This window comes from Pseudomonas sp. 14P5.3.2, assembly GCF_057799175.1.
In genome coordinates, this window is record NZ_JBYOKU010000009.1 from 167,355 (window position 1) to 185,049 (window position 17,695).

The 17,695-nt window shown below is 61.4% G+C and carries 16 protein-coding genes; 6 read left to right on the top strand and 10 right to left on the bottom strand.

Features of this window, described 5'->3' with window-relative positions; genetic code table 11:
* Positions 1–139: 139 nt before the first annotated feature.
* The 7 genes from pcaG to pcaR form a co-directional block, all read right to left on the bottom strand.
* Positions 140–706 carry a protocatechuate 3,4-dioxygenase subunit alpha gene (gene pcaG / locus AC27VU_RS10115; protein WP_473018985.1) on the bottom strand — a complete coding sequence of 189 codons (567 nt, stop codon included), beginning with the start codon at positions 704–706 and terminating at the stop codon, positions 140–142.
* Between the two features lies 1 nt (position 707).
* Entirely contained in the window at positions 708–1,412 is a 705-nt protein-coding gene (gene pcaH / locus AC27VU_RS10120; RefSeq protein ID WP_027614394.1) for a protocatechuate 3,4-dioxygenase subunit beta, read from the bottom strand.
* Positions 1,413–1,448: 36 nt separating this feature from the next.
* The gene (pcaF, locus tag AC27VU_RS10125; RefSeq protein ID WP_488723963.1) at positions 1,449–2,654 is read right to left on the bottom strand and encodes a 3-oxoadipyl-CoA thiolase; all 1,206 of its coding nucleotides are present in this window, start codon (positions 2,652–2,654) and stop codon (positions 1,449–1,451) included.
* Positions 2,651–3,430, bottom strand: coding sequence for a CoA-transferase subunit beta (locus AC27VU_RS10130; protein ID WP_007963157.1), 780 nt, complete (start codon positions 3,428–3,430; stop codon positions 2,651–2,653). Before AC27VU_RS10130 ends, pcaF begins: the two co-directional genes overlap by 4 nt.
* The gene (locus AC27VU_RS10135) at positions 3,430–4,287 is read right to left on the bottom strand and encodes a CoA transferase subunit A (protein WP_003222404.1); all 858 of its coding nucleotides are present in this window, start codon (positions 4,285–4,287) and stop codon (positions 3,430–3,432) included. The genes AC27VU_RS10130 and AC27VU_RS10135 overlap by 1 nt, the downstream gene beginning before the upstream one ends.
* Positions 4,288–4,560: 273 nt before the next feature.
* Positions 4,561–5,907, bottom strand: coding sequence for a 4-hydroxybenzoate transporter PcaK (gene pcaK, locus AC27VU_RS10140; RefSeq protein ID WP_488723964.1), 1,347 nt, complete (start codon positions 5,905–5,907; stop codon positions 4,561–4,563).
* 294 nt (positions 5,908–6,201) lie between these two features.
* Positions 6,202–7,044 carry a pca regulon transcriptional regulator PcaR gene (pcaR, locus tag AC27VU_RS10145; protein ID WP_003222399.1) on the bottom strand — a complete coding sequence of 281 codons (843 nt, stop codon included), beginning with the start codon at positions 7,042–7,044 and terminating at the stop codon, positions 6,202–6,204.
* A 652-nt stretch (positions 7,045–7,696) separates the two neighbouring features.
* On the opposite strand from pcaR, the gene AC27VU_RS10150 reads away from it, so the two are divergent.
* Both AC27VU_RS10150 and AC27VU_RS10155 read left to right on the top strand, forming a co-directional pair.
* Positions 7,697–7,897 (top strand): hypothetical protein, encoded by a 201-nt coding sequence (locus tag AC27VU_RS10150; RefSeq protein WP_003222398.1) that lies wholly within the window; start codon positions 7,697–7,699, stop codon positions 7,895–7,897.
* Between the two features lie 375 nt (positions 7,898–8,272).
* Positions 8,273–9,748 carry an inorganic phosphate transporter gene (locus tag AC27VU_RS10155; RefSeq protein WP_003222397.1) on the top strand — a complete coding sequence of 492 codons (1,476 nt, stop codon included), beginning with the start codon at positions 8,273–8,275 and terminating at the stop codon, positions 9,746–9,748.
* 1,224 nt (positions 9,749–10,972) lie between these two features.
* Here the strand turns inward: AC27VU_RS10155 and ccoM are convergent.
* A complete protein-coding gene (gene ccoM, locus AC27VU_RS10160) occupies positions 10,973–11,086 on the bottom strand; it encodes a cytochrome c oxidase subunit CcoM (protein WP_003222396.1) in 114 nt (37 codons plus the stop codon).
* 148 nt (positions 11,087–11,234) lie between these two features.
* Positions 11,235–11,396: a hypothetical protein gene (locus AC27VU_RS10165; RefSeq protein ID WP_177327516.1), complete on the bottom strand. Its 162-nt coding sequence runs from the start codon at positions 11,394–11,396 to the stop codon at positions 11,235–11,237.
* 180 nt (positions 11,397–11,576) lie between these two features.
* On the opposite strand from AC27VU_RS10165, the gene AC27VU_RS10170 reads away from it, so the two are divergent.
* The 3 genes from AC27VU_RS10170 (at position 11,577) to AC27VU_RS10180 (ending at position 14,210) form a co-directional block, all read left to right on the top strand.
* A complete protein-coding gene (locus AC27VU_RS10170; RefSeq protein ID WP_262143241.1) occupies positions 11,577–12,443 on the top strand; it encodes a LysR substrate-binding domain-containing protein in 867 nt (288 codons plus the stop codon).
* An 88-nt stretch (positions 12,444–12,531) separates the two neighbouring features.
* Entirely contained in the window at positions 12,532–13,002 is a 471-nt protein-coding gene (locus AC27VU_RS10175; RefSeq protein WP_262143242.1) for a RidA family protein, read from the top strand.
* Positions 12,999–14,210: an aminotransferase class V-fold PLP-dependent enzyme gene (locus AC27VU_RS10180; protein WP_473018982.1), complete on the top strand. Its 1,212-nt coding sequence runs from the start codon at positions 12,999–13,001 to the stop codon at positions 14,208–14,210. Before AC27VU_RS10175 ends, AC27VU_RS10180 begins: the two co-directional genes overlap by 4 nt.
* Here AC27VU_RS10180 and AC27VU_RS10185 read toward each other — a convergent pair.
* Complete coding sequence (locus AC27VU_RS10185) at positions 14,180–14,521, bottom strand: hypothetical protein (RefSeq protein ID WP_003222394.1); 342 nt, start codon at positions 14,519–14,521, stop codon at positions 14,180–14,182. The genes AC27VU_RS10180 and AC27VU_RS10185 overlap by 31 nt on opposite strands.
* Before the next feature lie 253 nt (positions 14,522–14,774).
* Here AC27VU_RS10185 and rapA point away from each other — a divergent pair, with 253 nt between their 5' ends.
* The gene (gene rapA, locus AC27VU_RS10190) at positions 14,775–17,621 is read left to right on the top strand and encodes an RNA polymerase-associated protein RapA (RefSeq protein ID WP_003222393.1); all 2,847 of its coding nucleotides are present in this window, start codon (positions 14,775–14,777) and stop codon (positions 17,619–17,621) included.
* The last annotated feature ends 74 nt before the right edge of the window (positions 17,622–17,695 follow it).

Genomic DNA, 17,695 nt, shown 5'->3' on the forward strand with positions numbered 1-17,695 from the left:
TTCCACATCGAATCAGCCATACAGTTTCCCTGTGGGAGCGGGCTTGCTCGCGAAGAGGGCGTGTCAGGCAATATTAATGTTGACTGACCCACCGCCTTCGCGAGCAAGCCCGCTCCCACATGGGATGTGTGTTGCCCCTTCAATAATCGAAAAACACCGTCTCCGCCTCAGTGCCCTGCAAAATCACATTCCACTGATAAACACCCGCCGCATCCGGCTTCGCCAGCAACGTCCCGCGGCGCTCGGCCGGCACACATTCCAGCAGCGGATCACTCACGTTCGCCGGATCGCCTTCGAAGTAGATGCGTGTCAGCAAGTGTTTGACCAGGCCGCGGGCAAACACCAGCACCACCAGGTGCGGGGCCTGGGTCGAGCCCTTCAGGCCTTCGACCGTGCCCGGTTTGATCGTGGTGAAACGGAAGCGCCCTTCGGCGTCCACCGGCACCCGGCCGAAACCTTCGAAGTGCGGGTCCAGCGGTTTGTCCTGCTCGTCTTCCGGGTGCGCGTATTTGCCGGCGGCGTTGGCCTGCCAGACTTCGAGCATCGCGTCGTTGACCACATCGCCGTTGCCGTCAACGACTTGGCCGGTGATCGCCACGCGCTCGCCGAGGGTTTGTTCGACCGCGAGGTTTTCGCGGTTCAGCCAGGTCAGGCCGATGTGGTAGTACGGCCCGACGGTGTGGGACGTGGTGGCAGTCAGCGTCATCTTATTTCTCCATCGGCGTGGCGTCGCGGCCGCGCAAGACGATGTCCCAGCGATAGCCGAGGGCGTAGGACGGAATGGTTTTTTCCAGATCGAAAGCGGCGATCAGACGCTCCTTGGCGGAGGTGTCCGGCACGCAGTTGTAGATCGGGTCGTAGGCCAGAAGCGGGTCGCCGGGGAAATACATCTGCGTCACCAGACGGGTGAGGATGCTCGGCCCGAACAGCGAGAAATGGATGTGCGCCGGGCGCCACGCGTTGTGGTGGTTGCCCCACGGATAGGCGCCGGGCTTGATGGTCTGGAACTGATACCAGCCGTCGGCGTCGGTCACGGTGCGACCGGTACCGGTGAAGTTCGGGTCCAGCGGCGCGTCGTGCAGATCGCGTTTGTGGTTGTAGCGGCCGGCGGCGTTGGCCTGCCAGATCTCCACCAGAATCCCCGGCACCGGCAAACCGTTTTCATCGAGCACACGGCCGTGAATGATGATGCGCTCGCCCAACGGCTCGCCGTCGTGCTGAGCAGTCAGGTCGTTGTCTTTCTCGGCGACGCGTTCGGCACCGATGGTCGGGCCGGTGATCTCCGACAACGAATGCGGCAGAAACACCAATGGCTTGGATGGCGAGCGCAGGTTGGTGGATTGATACGTCGGGTGCAGGTACTCAGGCTGGGTGCCTTCCTGCGGACGACGGTAGCCAGGCTTGTCAGTCATTTCGCTTTCCTCAGTTCTTGTTCGTGCAGCTGTGCGTCAGACGCGTTCGATGGCCAGCGCCAGACCCTGCCCGACGCCGACGCACATGGTTGCCAGACCTTTCTTGCCGCCGGTCTTTTCCAACTGATGCAACGCAGTCAGCACCAGTCGCGCGCCGCTCATGCCCAACGGGTGACCCAAGGCAATCGCGCCACCGTTCGGGTTGACCTGCGACGCATCGTCGGCCAGACCCAGTTCACGCAGCACCGCCAGGCCTTGGCTGGCGAAGGCTTCGTTGAGTTCGATCACGTCGAAATCGCTGACCGCCACTCCGAGACGCTCGATCAGTTTGCGCACCGCCGGCACCGGGCCGATGCCCATCACCCGTGGCGCGACGCCGGCACTGGCCATGCCCAGCACTTTGGCTCGGGCGGTCAGGCCGTGTTTTTTTACCGCTTCAGCCGAAGCGAGAATCAGCGCGGCCGCGCCGTCGTTGACCCCGGACGCGTTGCCAGCGGTCACGGTTTTGTCCGGACCGTTGACCGGTTTGAGTTTGCTCAGGGCTTCAAGCGTCGTGTCAGCGCGTGGATGTTCGTCCTGGCTGACCACGGTTTCGCCCTTCTTGTGGGCGATCCGCACTTCGACGATTTCTTCGGCGAAGTAGCCCGCAGCCTGCGCGGCGGCGGTGCGTTGCTGACTGCGCAGGGCGAACGCGTCCTGGTCGGCGCGCGATACTTTATAGTCGTCGGCGACGTTGTCGGCGGTCTGCGGCATCGCGTCGACGCCATACTGCGCTTTCATCAACGGGTTGATGAAACGCCAGCCGATGGTGGTGTCTTCCAGTTTCATGTTGCGCGAGAACGCTGCGTCCGCCTTGCCCATCACGAACGGCGCGCGGGACATCGACTCGACGCCACCGGCAATCGCCAGCTCCATCTCGCCACTGGCAATGGCGCGGAACGCGGTGCCGATCGCGTCCATGCCCGAAGCACAGAGACGGTTGAGGGTCATGCCCGGCACGCTCTCCGGCAGGCCGGCCAGCAGCAGCGCCATGCGCGCCACGTTGCGGTTGTCTTCGCCTGCCTGGTTGGCGCAGCCGAGGAACACTTCGTCGATCGCGTTCCAGTCCACCGAGGGATTGCGCTCCATCAGCGCCTTGATCGGCACAGCGGCCAGATCGTCGGCGCGCACGGCGGCCAGACCACCGCCGAAACGGCCGATGGGGGTGCGAATCGCGTCGCAGATATACACGTCACGCATCATGCTTCTCCCGGTGCCTGGCCGTGGGCGGCGGCGGTGCGCGCTTCGAGATCGCGCAGGGCGGTCAGTTCGACCTCGGTCGGCGCCGCCGTGGTTTCAACGTTGTCGGCAAAGCGGATCGCCCAACCGGTGGCGGCGACCACTTGCTCGCGGGTCACGCCCGGATGCAGTGCGGTGACCACGAATTCGTGGGTGCCCGCTTCCGGCTCCATGATGCACAGGTCGGTGATGATCCCGACCGGACCGGCACCCGGCAGGCCCAGACGCTTGCGCGAATCGCCGCCCTCGCCGTGACCGACCGAAGTAATGAAGTCGAGTTTGTCGACGAATGACCGCGCCGACTGTTTGAGGATGATCAACACGCTTTTCGCCGAACCGGCGATTTCCGGCGCGCCACCGGCACCCGGCAGGCGCACTTTCGGCGCGTGATAGTCGCCGACCACGGTGGTGTTGATGTTGCCGAAACGGTCGACCTGCGCCGCGCCGAGAAAACCGACGTCGATGCGCCCGCCCTGCAGCCAGTAGCGAAAAATCTCACCGGTTGGCACGACAGTGTCGGCGGTCTCCGCCAACTCGCCGTCACCGATCGACAGCGGCAGCACGCTTGGTTTGGCGCCAATCGGGCCGGATTCGTAGATCAGCACCACGTCCGGCGACGAAGTCAGGCGCGCGAGGTTGGCGGCTTTCGACGGCAGGCCGATGCCGACGAAGCACACCGAGCCGTTTTTCAGGCGACGGGCCGCAGCGACGGTCATCATTTCATTGGTGGTGTAAGTCATTACTTGGCCTCCGAAGCAGCGGCCAACTTGGCCTGGAACTCGCTGAAGTCAGCGCAGCCATGGATGTATTCGTTGATCCACGCGGTAAACGTCTCACGGTCACGGGCGATCGGATCCCACGCCTGATAGAAACGATTGTCACGCTCGGTGTAACCGTGGGCGTAGGACGGATGCGCACCGCCCGGCACGTGGCAGACCGCGCTCAAGGCCCAGGTCGGCAGCACGCAGGCATTCATCGGGGCGTTGAGGTTATCGACGATCTCCTCGACGGTGACGATGCAACGCTTGGCCGCCAGTGCGGCTTCTTTCTGCACACCGAGAATGCCCCACAGCAGCACGTTGCCTTGGCGGTCGGCCTTCTGCGCGTGGATCACGGTCACGTCCGGACGTACCGACGGCACCGCCGCCAGCACTTCACCGGTGAACGGGCAGGTCACGGATTTGATCAGCGGGTTGACCTTCGGCAGGTCGGAACCGGCGTAGGCCCGCAGCACGGCGAACGGTAGGCCGGAAGCGCCGGCGACGTAGGCGTTGGCCAGGTCGGCGTGGCTGTGCTCTTCGATTTCCAGCGCATGCGGCCACTGCTTCTCGACCGCATCGCGCAGACGGTGCAGCGACCCCACACCCGGGTTGCCACCCCAGGAAAAGATCAGCTTGCGTGCACAACCGGCACCGATCAGTTGGTCGTAGATCAGGTCAGGCGTCATCCGCACCAGGGTCAGATCTTTCTTGCCCTGACGAATGATTTCATGACCTGCGGCTGTCGGAATCAGGTGAGTGAAGCCTTCGAGCGCGACGGTGTCGCCGTCGTTGACGAATTGCTTCACCGCGTCGTGCAGCGAAAGGATCTCAGCCATGGAGCAGGCTCCCGTTTTTGTAGTGAATCGCCAGTGAGAAAAAGGCGCGAGGTTCAGCGCCGGAGTCACTGCAGATTAAGCCGCTGAAAATCGCCAAACAATCCGATAATCGACTGAGTGTTCGTTTATCGAACAGATTGTTACCACCCTATCAATCACAAGCAAAAGCTTCGCGAGCAAGCCCGCTCCCACATTTGAAATGTGTTTTCCCTGTGGGAGCGGGCTTGCTCGCGAAGGCGTCGGAACATTCAACGCAAATCAAAATGACTCGACTCAAGTCGCATCCGCATGACTCACCATGCCTTTAATCACCACCGCCGTCGTCGCCAACGCCGCCGGAACCACCAGTGCCGTCAACACCTGCTCAAAGTTCCAGCCCAACCCCAGCAACGTCGCGCCCATCCACGCCCCGAGAATCGCACCAAACCGGCCAATCCCGAGCATCCACGACACCCCGGTTGCGCGCCCCTGGGTCGGATAAAACCGCGCCGCCAGCGACGGCATCGCCGATTGCGCGCCGTTGACGCACATCCCCGCCACCAGCACCAAGGTCGCGAGCAAGGTTATGTTGCCCAGGCTCTGCCCCACCGCGTAGGCAAAAACCCCGGCCAGCAGGTAGAACGTGCCAATGACCTTGTGCGGATTGAAGCGGTCCATCGCCCAGCCCACAGCGACCGCGCTCAACACCCCGCCGAACTGGAACAACGCGCCGATAAACGCCGCCTGCTCCATGCTCGCGCCGCTGTCACGCATCAGGGTCGGCAGCCAACTGGTCAACAGGTAGACGATGACCAGGCCCATGAAGTAGGTCAGCCACAGCAGCAAGGTGCCGGCACTGTAGGTGCCGGAGAAAATCACCGCGAACACGTTGCGCGCCTTGACGGTTTTCTGTTCCGGCACGCTGAAGCTCGAGGCCTGCGCGACGGTGACCGGATCGATCGGCGACAAGGTCTTGCGCACTTTGTCGGTACCGCGATTACGCACCACCAGATAGCGCGCCGATTCCGGCAGCCAGAACAACAGCACCACGGCGAGGATCAGTGGCAGGATCCCGCCGATCAGCAACAGGCTGTGCCAGCCGAACGCCGGGATCAGCTTCGCCGAAATGAATCCGCCGCCAGCCATGCCGAGGTTGAAACCGCAGAACATGCTGGTCACCAGCAAGGATTTCTTGCGCTCCGGGGTGTATTCCGAGAGCAGCGTGGTGGCGTTGGGCATGCCGGCGCCCAGACCGAGGCCGGTGAGGAAACGCAGCACCAGCAATTGTTCGACGTTGGTGCTGTAGGCCGAAGCCAGACTGAAAGCGCCAAACAGCAGCACCGCGCCGACCAGTACCACTTTGCGCCCGAAGCGGTCAGCCAGTGGGCCGGAACCCAGTGCGCCGAACACCATGCCGATCAGCGCAGCACTCATCACCGGGCCGAGGCTGGCGCGGTCGATGCCCCAGTCCTGGGACAACGCCGGCGCAATAAAACCCATCGCCGCGGTGTCGAGGCCGTCGAGAAACACAATCAGGAAACACAGGATCACCACGCGCCACTGATAGCGCGAGATCGGTTGGGCATTGATGAAGGTCTGCACGTCGAGGCAGTTACCTACAGCGGACTGAGGCTGGTTCATTATTTTTATTCCACGCAAAAAACGCAGTCGAACGGCGGCCGGCCAAAAAGCGGCACGGTCACAAGAATAGAAGGCTGGAATCAGGCGTTGCGGTGAATCCGGCAACAGGGAATGGGGCTGAGACAGTCGGGGAGCATGCGCATGGTGAGTTGCCTCTTGTCATTATTATGGGAGTCGACAATCCGGCAGGCTCATTCACATCTGCGCCGGATGACGCTGCCGCGACATTAATGATCCGAGGCTTTTAGCGTCAATTCGATAAACGCAACACTGTGCGTTTATCGAACAGCTTCATCAAGCGAACAATTGGGCGCTGAGGTCGCGGCTGGCACTGAGCAGGCCCGGCAGGAAGCGTTGCTCCAGCTCGGTACGGCTGACGCGACCGGCGTGGGTGCTGACGTTGAGCGCCGCGACCACCTGGCCCGACGCGTCGTACACCGGCACGGCAATCGAACGCAGGCCTTGCTCGAGTTCCTGATCGACGATGCACCAGCCCTGCTGCCGTACTTCCTGCAGGCATTCGAGCAGACTTTCCGGGGTGTGCAGCGTGCGACTGGTTTTGGCCACCAGTTCGGCATGGTCGAGGTATTCGCCCAGCGAAGTGTCGTCCAGCGCCGCCAGCAGGATTCGGCCCATCGACGTGCAATAGGCCGGCAGCCGCCCCCCCACCGACAGGTCCACCGAAATCAACCGCTGCGTGGTCGCCGAACGGGCGATGTACAGAATGTCGTCGCCTTCAAGTGTGGCCATGTTGCAGGCTTCGTGCAGTTGCTCGCTCATGCGATCGAGGTACGGCTGGGCCGACACCGCCAGCGGCGTCGATGACAGATAGGCGTGGCCAAGGGTCAGGACTTTGGGCAGCAACGAATATGTGCGGCCATCGGTGGTGGCGTAACCCAGTTTGATCAAGGTGTGCAGGCAACGACGCACGGCGGCGCGGGGAATTTCCGTGCGGTGGCTGATCTGAGCGATGGTCAGGTGTCGCTTGCGCTCCTGAAACGCCTGCACCACCGCCAGGCCACGGGCCAGCGAGGTCATGAAATCCGGGTCGCCGGTCAGCGCCTGGATGCGCTTGGCCGGCGAAGCGACGATCGGCGGCGCCACGGAGGTGAAGGAGTTGCGCATTTGATCGTTCATTTCTTGTCCTTTTGCATCACGGATCAATGGCTATACAAGCGGCTCGCCGACAGATGCACAAGGGCCGAGACGCCAAGATTGGGCGATTATCGAACCGCCGACCGATTATCGCAATCCATCAGCCGCCGTCCTTCGCGGCTTCTTCAATCGTTGGGCCAACCTGTTCAGCCAACTTTGCATGACCCATTAGTTGCTCGACTTAATGGCGCCAGAAACTGAACGCGCGTCCTTAAAGGTTTCGACAAATTTCAACTAGCGATAAAACTTGTCAGCAACAAAACGATCACACATCCCGAACCGTTTTTAACTTGGCAAAGATAGTCAATCCCGATTCGACCGCTATAATGCACCTCAGTGGCGCCGCGTTTTCACTGGCCGAGGGTGCCGCCCGCTGATGCGCTGCCTATTGCCGTCAGCCCCGGCCAGCGCCTGACGCTCATTATTCATGCACCGCCAGCGCGCTTGCTGAAACAGGAAACTGATGCTGCGTCAGTTTTAATCTGGTGCCGTAGCCGCCTGCAACATGGAAGTCTTGATCGCCCTGCCGACAACTCCAATGCCTGAACTGGCATTGCCCCTCGGTGGACGTGTTCAATCGACTCGTTGCCGTGCGTTTCACCAGACATTTATCTCAACTCAAACAGGTAGCACTGTGACGAAAGACGAACTGCGCGCGGAACTTGAGCGCCAGGAACAACGTTACAAGGAAGTTTACGGCGGGGAAGTCACCACCTACGCCGCCCAACCCGAACCGGAACGCAAGGCATGGCGTAAACGCCCCACAGTTCAGGATCAGGTTTTCCAGCAAGAACTGAAAAAGATGGAAGAAGAACTCAAAACCGAAGAGCCATGAACGGGCGATCCTGAGTTTTTCGAGGGCCTGCGTCGCCACCGGCTACAAGCACGGTGACCCGATGATGCCTTGCGCGCCCGCTACCCGCGGGCAGCGGCCACCTCCCCCGTCCTGCACGGGAAAGGAGCGTGTCTGACTCGTTTCAGAGATATTTCACACAAACGTTTGAGGCCCCTGCGCGCTCGACAAAACGCCTGCTGCCTGAAAGTTTTTCCAAGCCAATCAAGCACTTGAAAAACCCTGCAACACGCTCGGGCTTTGCACCTTGCAACAATTTAATTCGACATTGATTGCTACCGATGAGCAGGTAGGGGATCGATTTCCAGTCTTTTCTGGCATAATCGCGCCCCCTTATGACCGGGTCAGAAAACCTTCATGATCGATTTATTCAGCGGACTGGATGCTTGGGTGCTTGTGAGCCTCTTGCTCGCCCTGACGTTTGTCCTCGCCTTCGAGTTCATCAATGGATTTCATGACACCGCTAACGCGGTAGCCACTGTTATCTACACCAAAGCCATGCCGCCTCACCTGGCGGTGTTCTTCTCCGGTGTGTTCAACTTCCTCGGCGTGTTGCTGGGCGGCGTTGGCGTGGCGTATGCCATTGTTCACCTGCTGCCGGTAGAACTGCTGATCAATGTGAACACCGGCCATGGCCTGGCGATGGTGTTCTCATTGCTCGCCGCGGCGATCACCTGGAACCTGGGCACCTGGTACTTCGGTATCCCGGCCTCCAGCTCCCACACCCTGATCGGCTCGATCCTCGGCGTCGGCCTGGCCAACGCCCTGATCAACAACATCCCGTTGGCCGACGGCGTGAACTGGCAGAAAGCGATCGACATTGGCGCCTCGCTGGTGTTCTCGCCAATGGCCGGTTTCCTGATCGCCGCGCTGATCCTGATCGGCCTGAAGTGGTGGCGCCCGCTGTCGAAGATGCACAAGACCCCGGAACAGCGCCGCAAGATCGACGACAAGAAGCACCCGCCGTTCTGGAATCGCCTGGTACTGGTGATCTCGGCCATGGCCGTGAGCTTCGTGCACGGTTCCAACGATGGTCAGAAAGGCATCGGCCTGATCATGCTGGTACTGATCGGTATCGTGCCTGCGCAGTTCGTGCTTGACCTGAGCAGCACCACCTACCAGATCGAGCGCACCCGTGACGCGACCTTGCACCTGAGCCAGTTCTACAAGCGCAACGCCGATTCCCTGGGCGAATTCCTGGCCCTGGGCAAAAGTGTTGAAGGCGATCTGCCGGAAAAATTCCGCTGCAACCCGCAGCAGACCGAACCGACCATCAACGCCCTGCTTGGCACCCTTAAAGGTGTAGCGGACTACCATTCGCTGTCCTCGGAAAGCCGCATCGAAGTCCGTCGCTACTTGCTCTGCCTGGACGACACCGCGAAGAAAGTCGGCAAGCTGCCAGGCCTCGAAGCGCGTGAAAAAGCTGACCTGGACAAACTGCGAAAAGACCTGACCACCACCACTGAATACGCGCCGTTCTGGGTGATTCTGGCGGTCGCACTGGCTCTGGGCCTGGGCACCATGGTCGGCTGGAAACGTGTGGTACTGACCATCGGCGAGAAGATCGGCAAGCAAGGCATGACCTACTCTCAGGGCATGTCGGCGCAGATCACCACTGCCAGTCTGATCGGCATGGCCAACATTTTCAGCCTGCCAGTGTCCACCACCCACGTGCTGTCCTCGGGCGTGGCCGGCACCATGGTCGCCAACAAGAGCGGCCTGCAGGGCGGGACTGTTCGCACTATCCTGCTGGCGTGGGTGCTGACCTTGCCGGCGACTGTGGCGTTGTCGGCTGGGTTGTTCTGGTTGGCGTCCAAAGCGTTGGGTAGCTGATAGACCGCAGCACATGAGAAAGGCGTGATTCGTGAGGATCGCGCCTTTTTTTGTTTTGGTTGGGGTTGGATTGGGGGCATATCCGTTGCTGCGGGGGTTGCTGATTACGGTTCCGCCCTTACGGCGGGTCACTTTTTCCAAACGCCGGAGTGCCGGCCCAGCGAAAAAATAACCAAAAAGGCTTCCCCCGGCGTACGGCACTTCGCTGAGGCTCAGTGTTCCCTCGCTACGGTGTCCATCAGGGGGCATCGCCTACGGTTTGCTTCGCTGCACCTCCTCTCGATGTATGCGGCTCCGCCGCATGGCGCTGCGCGCCTACCCCCTGATGGACACCTTCGCTCGGCCTGCCGAAGGGGCTTGAAGATCAAAAGCCACATCAAGAGCCAGAGCCAGAGCCAGAGCCAGATCAAAAGATCGCAGCCTTCGGCAGCTCCTACATGGGATTGGGTGTATTCAGTAAGAGATTGTTCGGCTGACAGGCCGCCTTCGCGAGCAAGCCCGCTCCCACAGTGGGGCCGGGCATATCAGTAAGAGATTGGTCGGCTGTCAGGCCGCCTTCGCGAGCAAGCCCGCTCCCACAGTAGGGCCGGGTATATCAGTAAGAGATTGGTCGGCTGTCAGGCCGCCTTCGCGAGCAAGCCCGCTCCCACAGTGGGGCCGGGTATATCAGTAAGAGATTGGTCGGCTGTCAGGCCGCCATCCCCAGCAGGCTGGCTCCTACAATTTAGAGAGCGTGCACCCCATGCGGCGAAGCCGCCCCACTCAACAAGATGAGCGTTAGCTCGAGTAAAGCTTTTGATCTCAGGGCCCGTCGGCAGGCTGAGTGGAGGGATTTATCCGGGGGTGGGAGCGCAGCGACCGTTTGGCGCAGCCAAACACAGCGAGAGGAGGTGCAGCGAAGCAAACCGTAGGCGCTGCCCCACGGATCAATCCCGGAGCGAAGGAACCCGAGCCCAGGCGAGGGCCGAACGTCAGGGTAAAGCCTTTTTGGTTACTTTTTCGGCGTCTGGAAAAAGTGACCCGCCGTAAGGGCGGAACCCTAATCAGCAACCCCCGCAAAAACGGATATACCCCCAGAACCCCAAGAACCCCAAGAACCCCAAGAACCCCAAGAACCCCAAGAACCCCAAGAACATGGTCGGCCCAAAGGCCGCCAAGAACACAAAAAAAAAGGGCAACCGAAGTCGCCCAAAATGCCTTGCGTGCTCATCAAACCCAGAAAGACTACTTCTTGCGCTTATTCGCATCCTTCCAGATAAAAAATCCAAACCCTGCAAAAAACAGAACCATGAGACCTACGGTCAGAACCCCGGCAAACACCACGTTATCGAAAAACATGACTGTGGCCTCCTGGCCCCTGCTTTGCTGCGATGGATCTAAGTTAACCAATCACGCAGGCGCAGAAATTGACCAGGATCAAGTCCGGTCAACACAGAAGGCAAAGGCGGGAAAATAACTGACCTGCATCAAAGGACGCAGGGGGAGATCAACGCTTTTTCGGCTTGTTTTTCGACTTTTTCTTGGCTTTTCCCAGCGGCATCGCTTGCTCGAAGGCCTTGCGCACTTCGTTCAGGCGTTTCTCGTTGAGGTCATGCACACGCTTGGCGCGCTCGGTGCTGAGGTCGATCAGTTTGTCGTCTTGGCTCATGGCGGGTGCATCACTTAGAAGAATCACAACTGCCGCATCAAAGGCAGGACTGCGCCAATAATGCCGCCTGGCGCCGAGCCTGACCAGCCATCGACGCTGGCGACCTGGAACAATTGATGTACCGCATGACGGTTTTCACCGCACAATCTGCACTTTGCCGCGAACCCAAGGATGTTTGCCGTGCCCCTGCATCAGGACCTGCCACCGCTGATGGCCCTGCGCGCCTTTGAAGCCGTGGCCCGCCATTTGAGTTTCATCAAGGCTGCCGACGAGTTGTCAGTGACCCAGAGTGCGGTCAGTCATCAGGTGCAAAAACTCGAAGAATTTCTCCGCCTGCGTCTGTTTGTCCGACGCACCCGGGCCATCGATCTGACGCCGGCCGGGCAAGCGTACTACCAGCAAATTGAACCTGCCCTCGCCGCCATCGCTGCCGCCACCCGACCACTGCGCGGTGAGCAGCCAAGCACCTTGCGCATTGGCCTGCTCGCCTCGTTCGCCACTTTATGGCTGGCACCGCGACTGGCGGATTTCAGCACGAAAAGCCCACACATCCACGTCGAACTGCTGCCCTCCGTGCAATTGGCCGATGTCGATGGTGGCGAGGTGGATCTGGCGATCCGCTATGGCAAGGGTGGCTGGCCGAAAGTCCAGGCCCGACGCTTCATGAGCGAAACCCTGACCCCGGTATGCAGCCCGGACTTCAAAGCCAATGGCGTGAAAAACGGCCCGTTGCTGATGGCCAAATCGCACCAGCCTTTCGAATGGACAGACTGGTATCAGCACAGCGGCATCGACCTGAGCCACGTCCCCAGTGTCATGCTCCATGACTACAACATCGTCGTCGAGGCGGCGGTCGCCGGTCAGGGCATCGCCATGGGCCGTCAATGCCTGATCGAACGCCGGCTCAAGGAGGGCTCGCTGGTCCCTGCCTTTGACACGCCGCCGTTGCACGGCGAAATCGGTTATTGGCTGGTCACTCCCCAGCGCCCGCCCGAGGCAGACGTGCAGAGTTTCAGCCAATGGCTGGATGAAAAAACCCACGCATGAGCGATTTCGATACATCGGATTAGATCTATCCGTTTGTCGGTGATCCGTCGCTTCAACATGCTGACGCCCTCACTCAGGAGGACTCAACATGACAGATCTGCTCAGCAAGCGCGTTGAACAACTCGGGCTGCAACTTCCGCCTCCCAGCCAGCCCATCGCCAATTACGTCAATCAGGTCGGTACGCAAAACCGCCTGTACATCTCCGGACAAATTCCGTTGATTGACGGCAAACCGGCCTTCATTGGGCGGCTGGGTGAAGCCATCAGCGAAGAGGAAGGGGTCAAGGCTGCCGAACTGGCAGCCTTGGGCCTGCTCGCACAACTGGGCGATGCCTTGGGCGATGATCTGTCCAGGCTGGGACGTATCCTGCGACTCGGCGTTTTTATCGCCACCACGCCCGACTTTCAACGCCAGGGCGCTGTGGCCAACGGTGCTTCGAATCTGCTGGTCAACGCGCTCGGTGAAAAGGGCAGGCATGTCCGTACCGCCGTGGGTGTGTGCAGCCTGCCGAGCGGTGTGGCGGTTGAAGTCGACGCGATTTTCGAGCTGCTCCCGTGAATGCCGAGGCCGTCGAATATCTGCGAGCGGCCACGCCCGGCTGCGCCCGGATCATTCACTTCAACCATGCGGGTGCCTCCCTTCCGAGCCAGGCAACCCTCGATGCAATCATCGAGCAGTTGCAACGCGAAGCGCTCGGCGGCCCGATGGAGGCTGCTGATACTCAACTGCAGCACAGAGCTCGCAGCGCCGCCGCGACACTGCTCAATGCTCCCCCGGACGACGTCGCTTTCGCCAGCAGCGGCTCTGCGGCATGGAGTCAGGCGTTCAATGCGCTGGGGCCGTGGCAACCCGGCGAGCGGATCCTCGTCGGACGTCACGAATGGGCCGGTAATCTGGCCTGCATGGCTGAAGCGGTAAAGGCCGGTGCGCGACTGCAGGTGATCCCCTGCGATACCGATGGCGCTGTCGATCCGCAAGCGCTCGCGCAGATGATCGATCGTCACGTGCGCCTGATCGCCCTGACCTGGCTGCCGGCCAATGGCGGCCTCATCAACCCGGCCGCGCGAATCGGTCAGGTCGCTCGACAACATGGAGTCCCATACTTCATCGACGCCGGTCAGGCGCTGGGGCAGTTGCCCTGCGACGTCCAGGCCTTGCAGTGCGATGTGCTCAAGGGGGCCGGGCGCAAGTTTCTGCGCGGGCCGCGGGGTACGGCGTTGATGTACATCCGGGGGGCGTTTCTGCAACGGCTGTTGCCACAGCAACGCGATGTGTTGTCGGCGCCTTGGGATGGCCGGCGCTTCACCCTGCGCGATGATGCGCGCCGTTTTGAAACCAGTGAAGTGTCGCTGGCCCTGCTGGCCGGGCTGGCCAATGCGCTGGAGGAACACAATCGGATCGGCGCAGGGGCGATTCGCCAACGCATCCAGCGCTTGAGCGATCACCTGCGTCAACGCCTGCCGAGCATTCCCGGCCTGACCCTGCACAACCTCGGCCCGGCGGATCGACAGTCCGGGCTGATCGCCTTCACGCTTGAAGGCTGGGATTGCGTCGAACTGAAGCAGGCGCTGGCTGCACGGCGAATCAACATCGGCGCCAACGGCGTGGCCTACACGCCCCTCGACATGCAGGCCCGCGGGCTCGAAAGCCTGGCGCGGGTGTCGGTGAGCTATCTGAATACGGAAGAGGAAATCGATGTGTTGCTGGCCAATCTGGGCGAGCTGGCGGCGACGCCTCAGATCTCGATATCGACCCACAAGCCCTGACGCGGCTGATCTTCCATCAGCGGCACCACCGGCACGGTGTTGTCAGCATTCAGCTCGGTGCCCGGCACGGCCAGATGCTCCTCCGGGTCTTCGTCGGCTTCGCGACGGCGACGATCACGCTCCTGCTGGCGACGCTGTTCTTCGCGCGCCAGCAGTCGATCCTCCTCCGGATCGCGCTTTTGCAGATCGATCGTGCTTTCGTTGGAGCTTTCCTGCACCGGCACCACCGGAGGAATGTCCGGCCGCTGGCGAATCGGATCCTGCTGGGAAGTGATCGGCACAGCGCTCAGGGGGAGCATCGGTGGCAGCATATATAGGGTCTCCTGTCAGCAAGCTATCGGCTGCGACAAAGGCGCCTTGAGCCATCCGTCGCAAATCTGTGACGCACTTGGCACCTGCAGGAGCTGCCGCAGGCTGCGTTCTATTAATCGGACACCACAAATCTCAAGTGTTTCCAAAGATCAAAGGATCGCCGCCTGCGGCAGCTCCTACCCAGTAATCTTTGGCCCTGAAGCCTGCATTCCGTTAAGATAGCCCGCTTTTTCAAGGTGGGAGTCAGGCAGCATGGCGCAGCAGTATCAACCGGGGCAACGCTGGATCAGTGACAGCGAAGCAGAGCTTGGTTTAGGCACCGTTCTGGCACAGGACGGCCGCTTGTTGACCGTGCTTTACCCGGCCACTGGCGAAACCCGCCAGTACGCGCTACGGAATGCGCCCCTCACCCGCGTGCGATTCTCGCCGGGTGACACCATTACTCACTTCGAAGGCTGGAAGATGACCGTGCGCGAAGTCGACGACGTCGACGGGCTGATGGTCTATCACGGTCTCAACGGGCAGAACGAAGCCGTTACCCTGCCGGAAACCCAGCTGTCGAACTTCATTCAGTTCCGTCTGGCCAGCGACCGTCTGTTCGCCGGGCAGATCGACCCGCTGTCGTGGTTCTCCCTGCGCTACAACACCCTGGAACACACCAGCCGCCAGTTGCAGTCCTCGCTCTGGGGCCTGGGCGGCGTGCGTGCGCAGCCAATCGCGCACCAGCTGCACATCGCCCGTGAAGTCGCCGACCGTATTGCGCCGCGGGTTCTGCTGGCGGACGAAGTGGGTCTGGGGAAAACCATCGAAGCCGGTCTGGTGATCCATCGCCAACTGCTCTCGGGCCGCGCCAATCGCGTGCTGATCCTGGTTCCGGAAAACCTGCAGCACCAGTGGCTGGTGGAAATGCGCCGCCGTTTCAACCTGCAGGTCGCGCTGTTCGACGAAGAACGCTTCATCGAAAGCGATGCCACCAACCCGTTCGAAGACACCCAGCTGGCATTGGTTGCCCTGGAGTGGCTGGTCGAAGACGAGAAGGCGCAGGACGCCTTGTTCGCCGCCGGCTGGGATCTGATGGTGGTCGACGAAGCCCACCACCTGGTGTGGCACGAAGACAAGGCCAGCCCTGAGTATTCGCTGGTCGAACAACTGGCTGAAGTGATTCCCGGCGTGCTGCTGCTCACCGCGACCCCGGAACAGCTCGGTCAGGACAGTCACTTCGCCCGTCTGCGCCTGCTCGACCCGAACCGTTTCCATGACCTGGCCGCGTTCCGCGCCGAGAGCGAGAACTATCGCCCGGTGGCCGAAGCCGTTCAGGAACTGCTCGACAAAGGGCGCCTGTCGCCTGCAGCACACAAGACCATCCACGGTTTCCTCGGCAACGAAGGCGAAGCCCTGCTGACTGCGGTCAACGATGGCGACAGCGAAGCCAGCGCGCGTCTGGTGCGTGAACTGCTCGACCGCCACGGCACCGGCCGCGTGCTGTTCCGTAACACCCGCGCCGCCGTGCAGGGTTTCCCCGAGCGCAAACTGCACCCGTACCCGCTGCCATGCCCGGACGAATACCTCGAACTGCCGCTGGGCGATCACGCCGAGCTGTACCCGGAAGTCAGCTTCCAGGCCCAGCCTGACGCCAGCGAAGAAGAGCGCTGGTGGAAATTCGACCCGCGCGTCGAGTGGCTGATCGATCAGCTGAAAATGCTCAAGCGCACCAAAGTGCTGGTGATCTGCGCCCACGCCGAAACCGCGATGGACCTGGAAGACGCGCTGCGCGTGCGTTCCGGCATCCCGGCCACGGTGTTCCATGAAGGCATGAACATCCTCGAGCGTGACCGCGCCGCCGCCTACTTCGCCGACGAAGAGTTTGGCGCACAGGTGCTGATCTGCTCGGAAATCGGCAGTGAAGGTCGCAACTTCCAGTTCGCGCACCACCTGGTGCTGTTCGATCTGCCGTCGCACCCGGACCTGCTCGAGCAGCGTATCGGTCGTCTCGACCGGATCGGTCAGAAGCACATCATCGAACTGCACGTGCCGTACCTGGAAACCAGTCCGCAAGAGCGCCTGTTCCAGTGGTACCACGAAGCGCTGAACGCGTTCCTCAACACCTGCCCGACCGGCAACGCCTTGCAGCATCAGTTCGGCCCGCGCCTGCTGCCGCTGCTTGAAGAAGCCGATGACGGCGAGTGGCAAGCCCTGATCGACGAAGCCCGCGCCGAGCGCGAGCGTCTGGAACAAGAGCTGCACACCGGTCGCGACCGTCTGCTGGAGCTCAACTCCGGCGGCGCTGGCGAAGGTGACGCGCTGGTCGAGGCGATCCTTGAGCAGGACGACCAGTTCGCCCTGCCGATCTACATGGAAACCCTGTTCGACGCGTTCGGTATCGACAGCGAAGACCACTCGGAAAACGCCCTGATCCTCAAACCGAGCGAGAAGATGCTCGACGCCAGCTTCCCGCTGGGCGACGACGAAGGCGTGACCATCACCTACGACCGCAACCAGGCGCTGTCGCGCGAAGACATGCAGTTCATCACCTGGGAACACCCGATGGTGCAGGGCGGCATGGATCTGGTGCTGTCCGGTTCGATGGGCAACACCGCCGTCGCGCTGATCAAGAACAAGGCGCTGAAACCGGGCACCGTACTGCTGGAACTGCTCTACGTCAGCGAAGTGGTTGCACCGCGCTCGCTGCAACTGGGCCGCTACCTGCCGCCGGCTGCCCTGCGCTGCCTGCTCGACGCCAACGGCAACGATCTGTCGCCGCGGGTCTCGTTCGAAACCCTCAACGATCAACTGGAAAGCGTGCCACGTGCCAGCGCCAACAAGTTCATCCAGGCCCAGCGCGATCAGCTGACGCCACGGATCAACGCCGGTGAAGACAAGATTGCCCCGCGTCACGCCGAGCGCGTGGCCGAGGCCCGTCGTCGTCTGGCGGCCGATACCGAAGAAGAACTGGCGCGCCTGACCGCGTTGCAAGCGGTCAACCCGACCGTGCGCGACAGCGAACTGGATGCGTTGCGCAAGCAGCGTGAACTGGGTCTGGCGATGCTGGATAAAGCGGCGCTGCGTCTGGAAGCGATCCGGGTGTTGGTGGCGGGTTAAACCGCCCTGCTCTAGCGCTGAAAACAAGAAGGCCCGCAGTGATGCGGGCCTTTTTGTTTGCTTGGTATTTATCA

Excerpts from the sequence above, each read along its gene's own strand:
- pcaH (WP_027614394.1), bottom strand. The coding sequence starts at position 1,412 with ATGACTGACAAGCCTGGCTACCGTCGTCCGCAGGAAGGCACCCAGCCT.
- ccoM (WP_003222396.1), bottom strand. The coding sequence starts at position 11,086 with ATGTTTTTCGATAACGTGGTGTTTGCCGGGGTTCTGACCGTAGGTCTC.
- pcaK (WP_488723964.1), bottom strand. The coding sequence starts at position 5,907 with ATGAACCAGCCTCAGTCCGCTGTAGGTAACTGCCTCGACGTGCAGACC.
- AC27VU_RS10175 (WP_262143242.1), top strand. The coding sequence starts at position 12,532 with ATGACAGATCTGCTCAGCAAGCGCGTTGAACAACTCGGGCTGCAACTT.
- AC27VU_RS10185 (WP_003222394.1), bottom strand. The coding sequence starts at position 14,521 with ATGCTGCCACCGATGCTCCCCCTGAGCGCTGTGCCGATCACTTCCCAG.
- AC27VU_RS10165 (WP_177327516.1), bottom strand. The coding sequence starts at position 11,396 with ATGAGCCAAGACGACAAACTGATCGACCTCAGCACCGAGCGCGCCAAG.
- AC27VU_RS10130 (WP_007963157.1), bottom strand. The coding sequence starts at position 3,430 with ATGACTTACACCACCAATGAAATGATGACCGTCGCTGCGGCCCGTCGC.
- AC27VU_RS10155 (WP_003222397.1), top strand. The coding sequence starts at position 8,273 with ATGATCGATTTATTCAGCGGACTGGATGCTTGGGTGCTTGTGAGCCTC.
- pcaR (WP_003222399.1), bottom strand. The coding sequence starts at position 7,044 with ATGAACGATCAAATGCGCAACTCCTTCACCTCCGTGGCGCCGCCGATC.
- rapA (WP_003222393.1), top strand. The coding sequence starts at position 14,775 with ATGGCGCAGCAGTATCAACCGGGGCAACGCTGGATCAGTGACAGCGAA.
- AC27VU_RS10135 (WP_003222404.1), bottom strand. The coding sequence starts at position 4,287 with ATGGCTGAGATCCTTTCGCTGCACGACGCGGTGAAGCAATTCGTCAAC.
- pcaG (WP_473018985.1), bottom strand. The coding sequence starts at position 706 with ATGACGCTGACTGCCACCACGTCCCACACCGTCGGGCCGTACTACCAC.
- pcaF (WP_488723963.1), bottom strand. The coding sequence starts at position 2,654 with ATGATGCGTGACGTGTATATCTGCGACGCGATTCGCACCCCCATCGGC.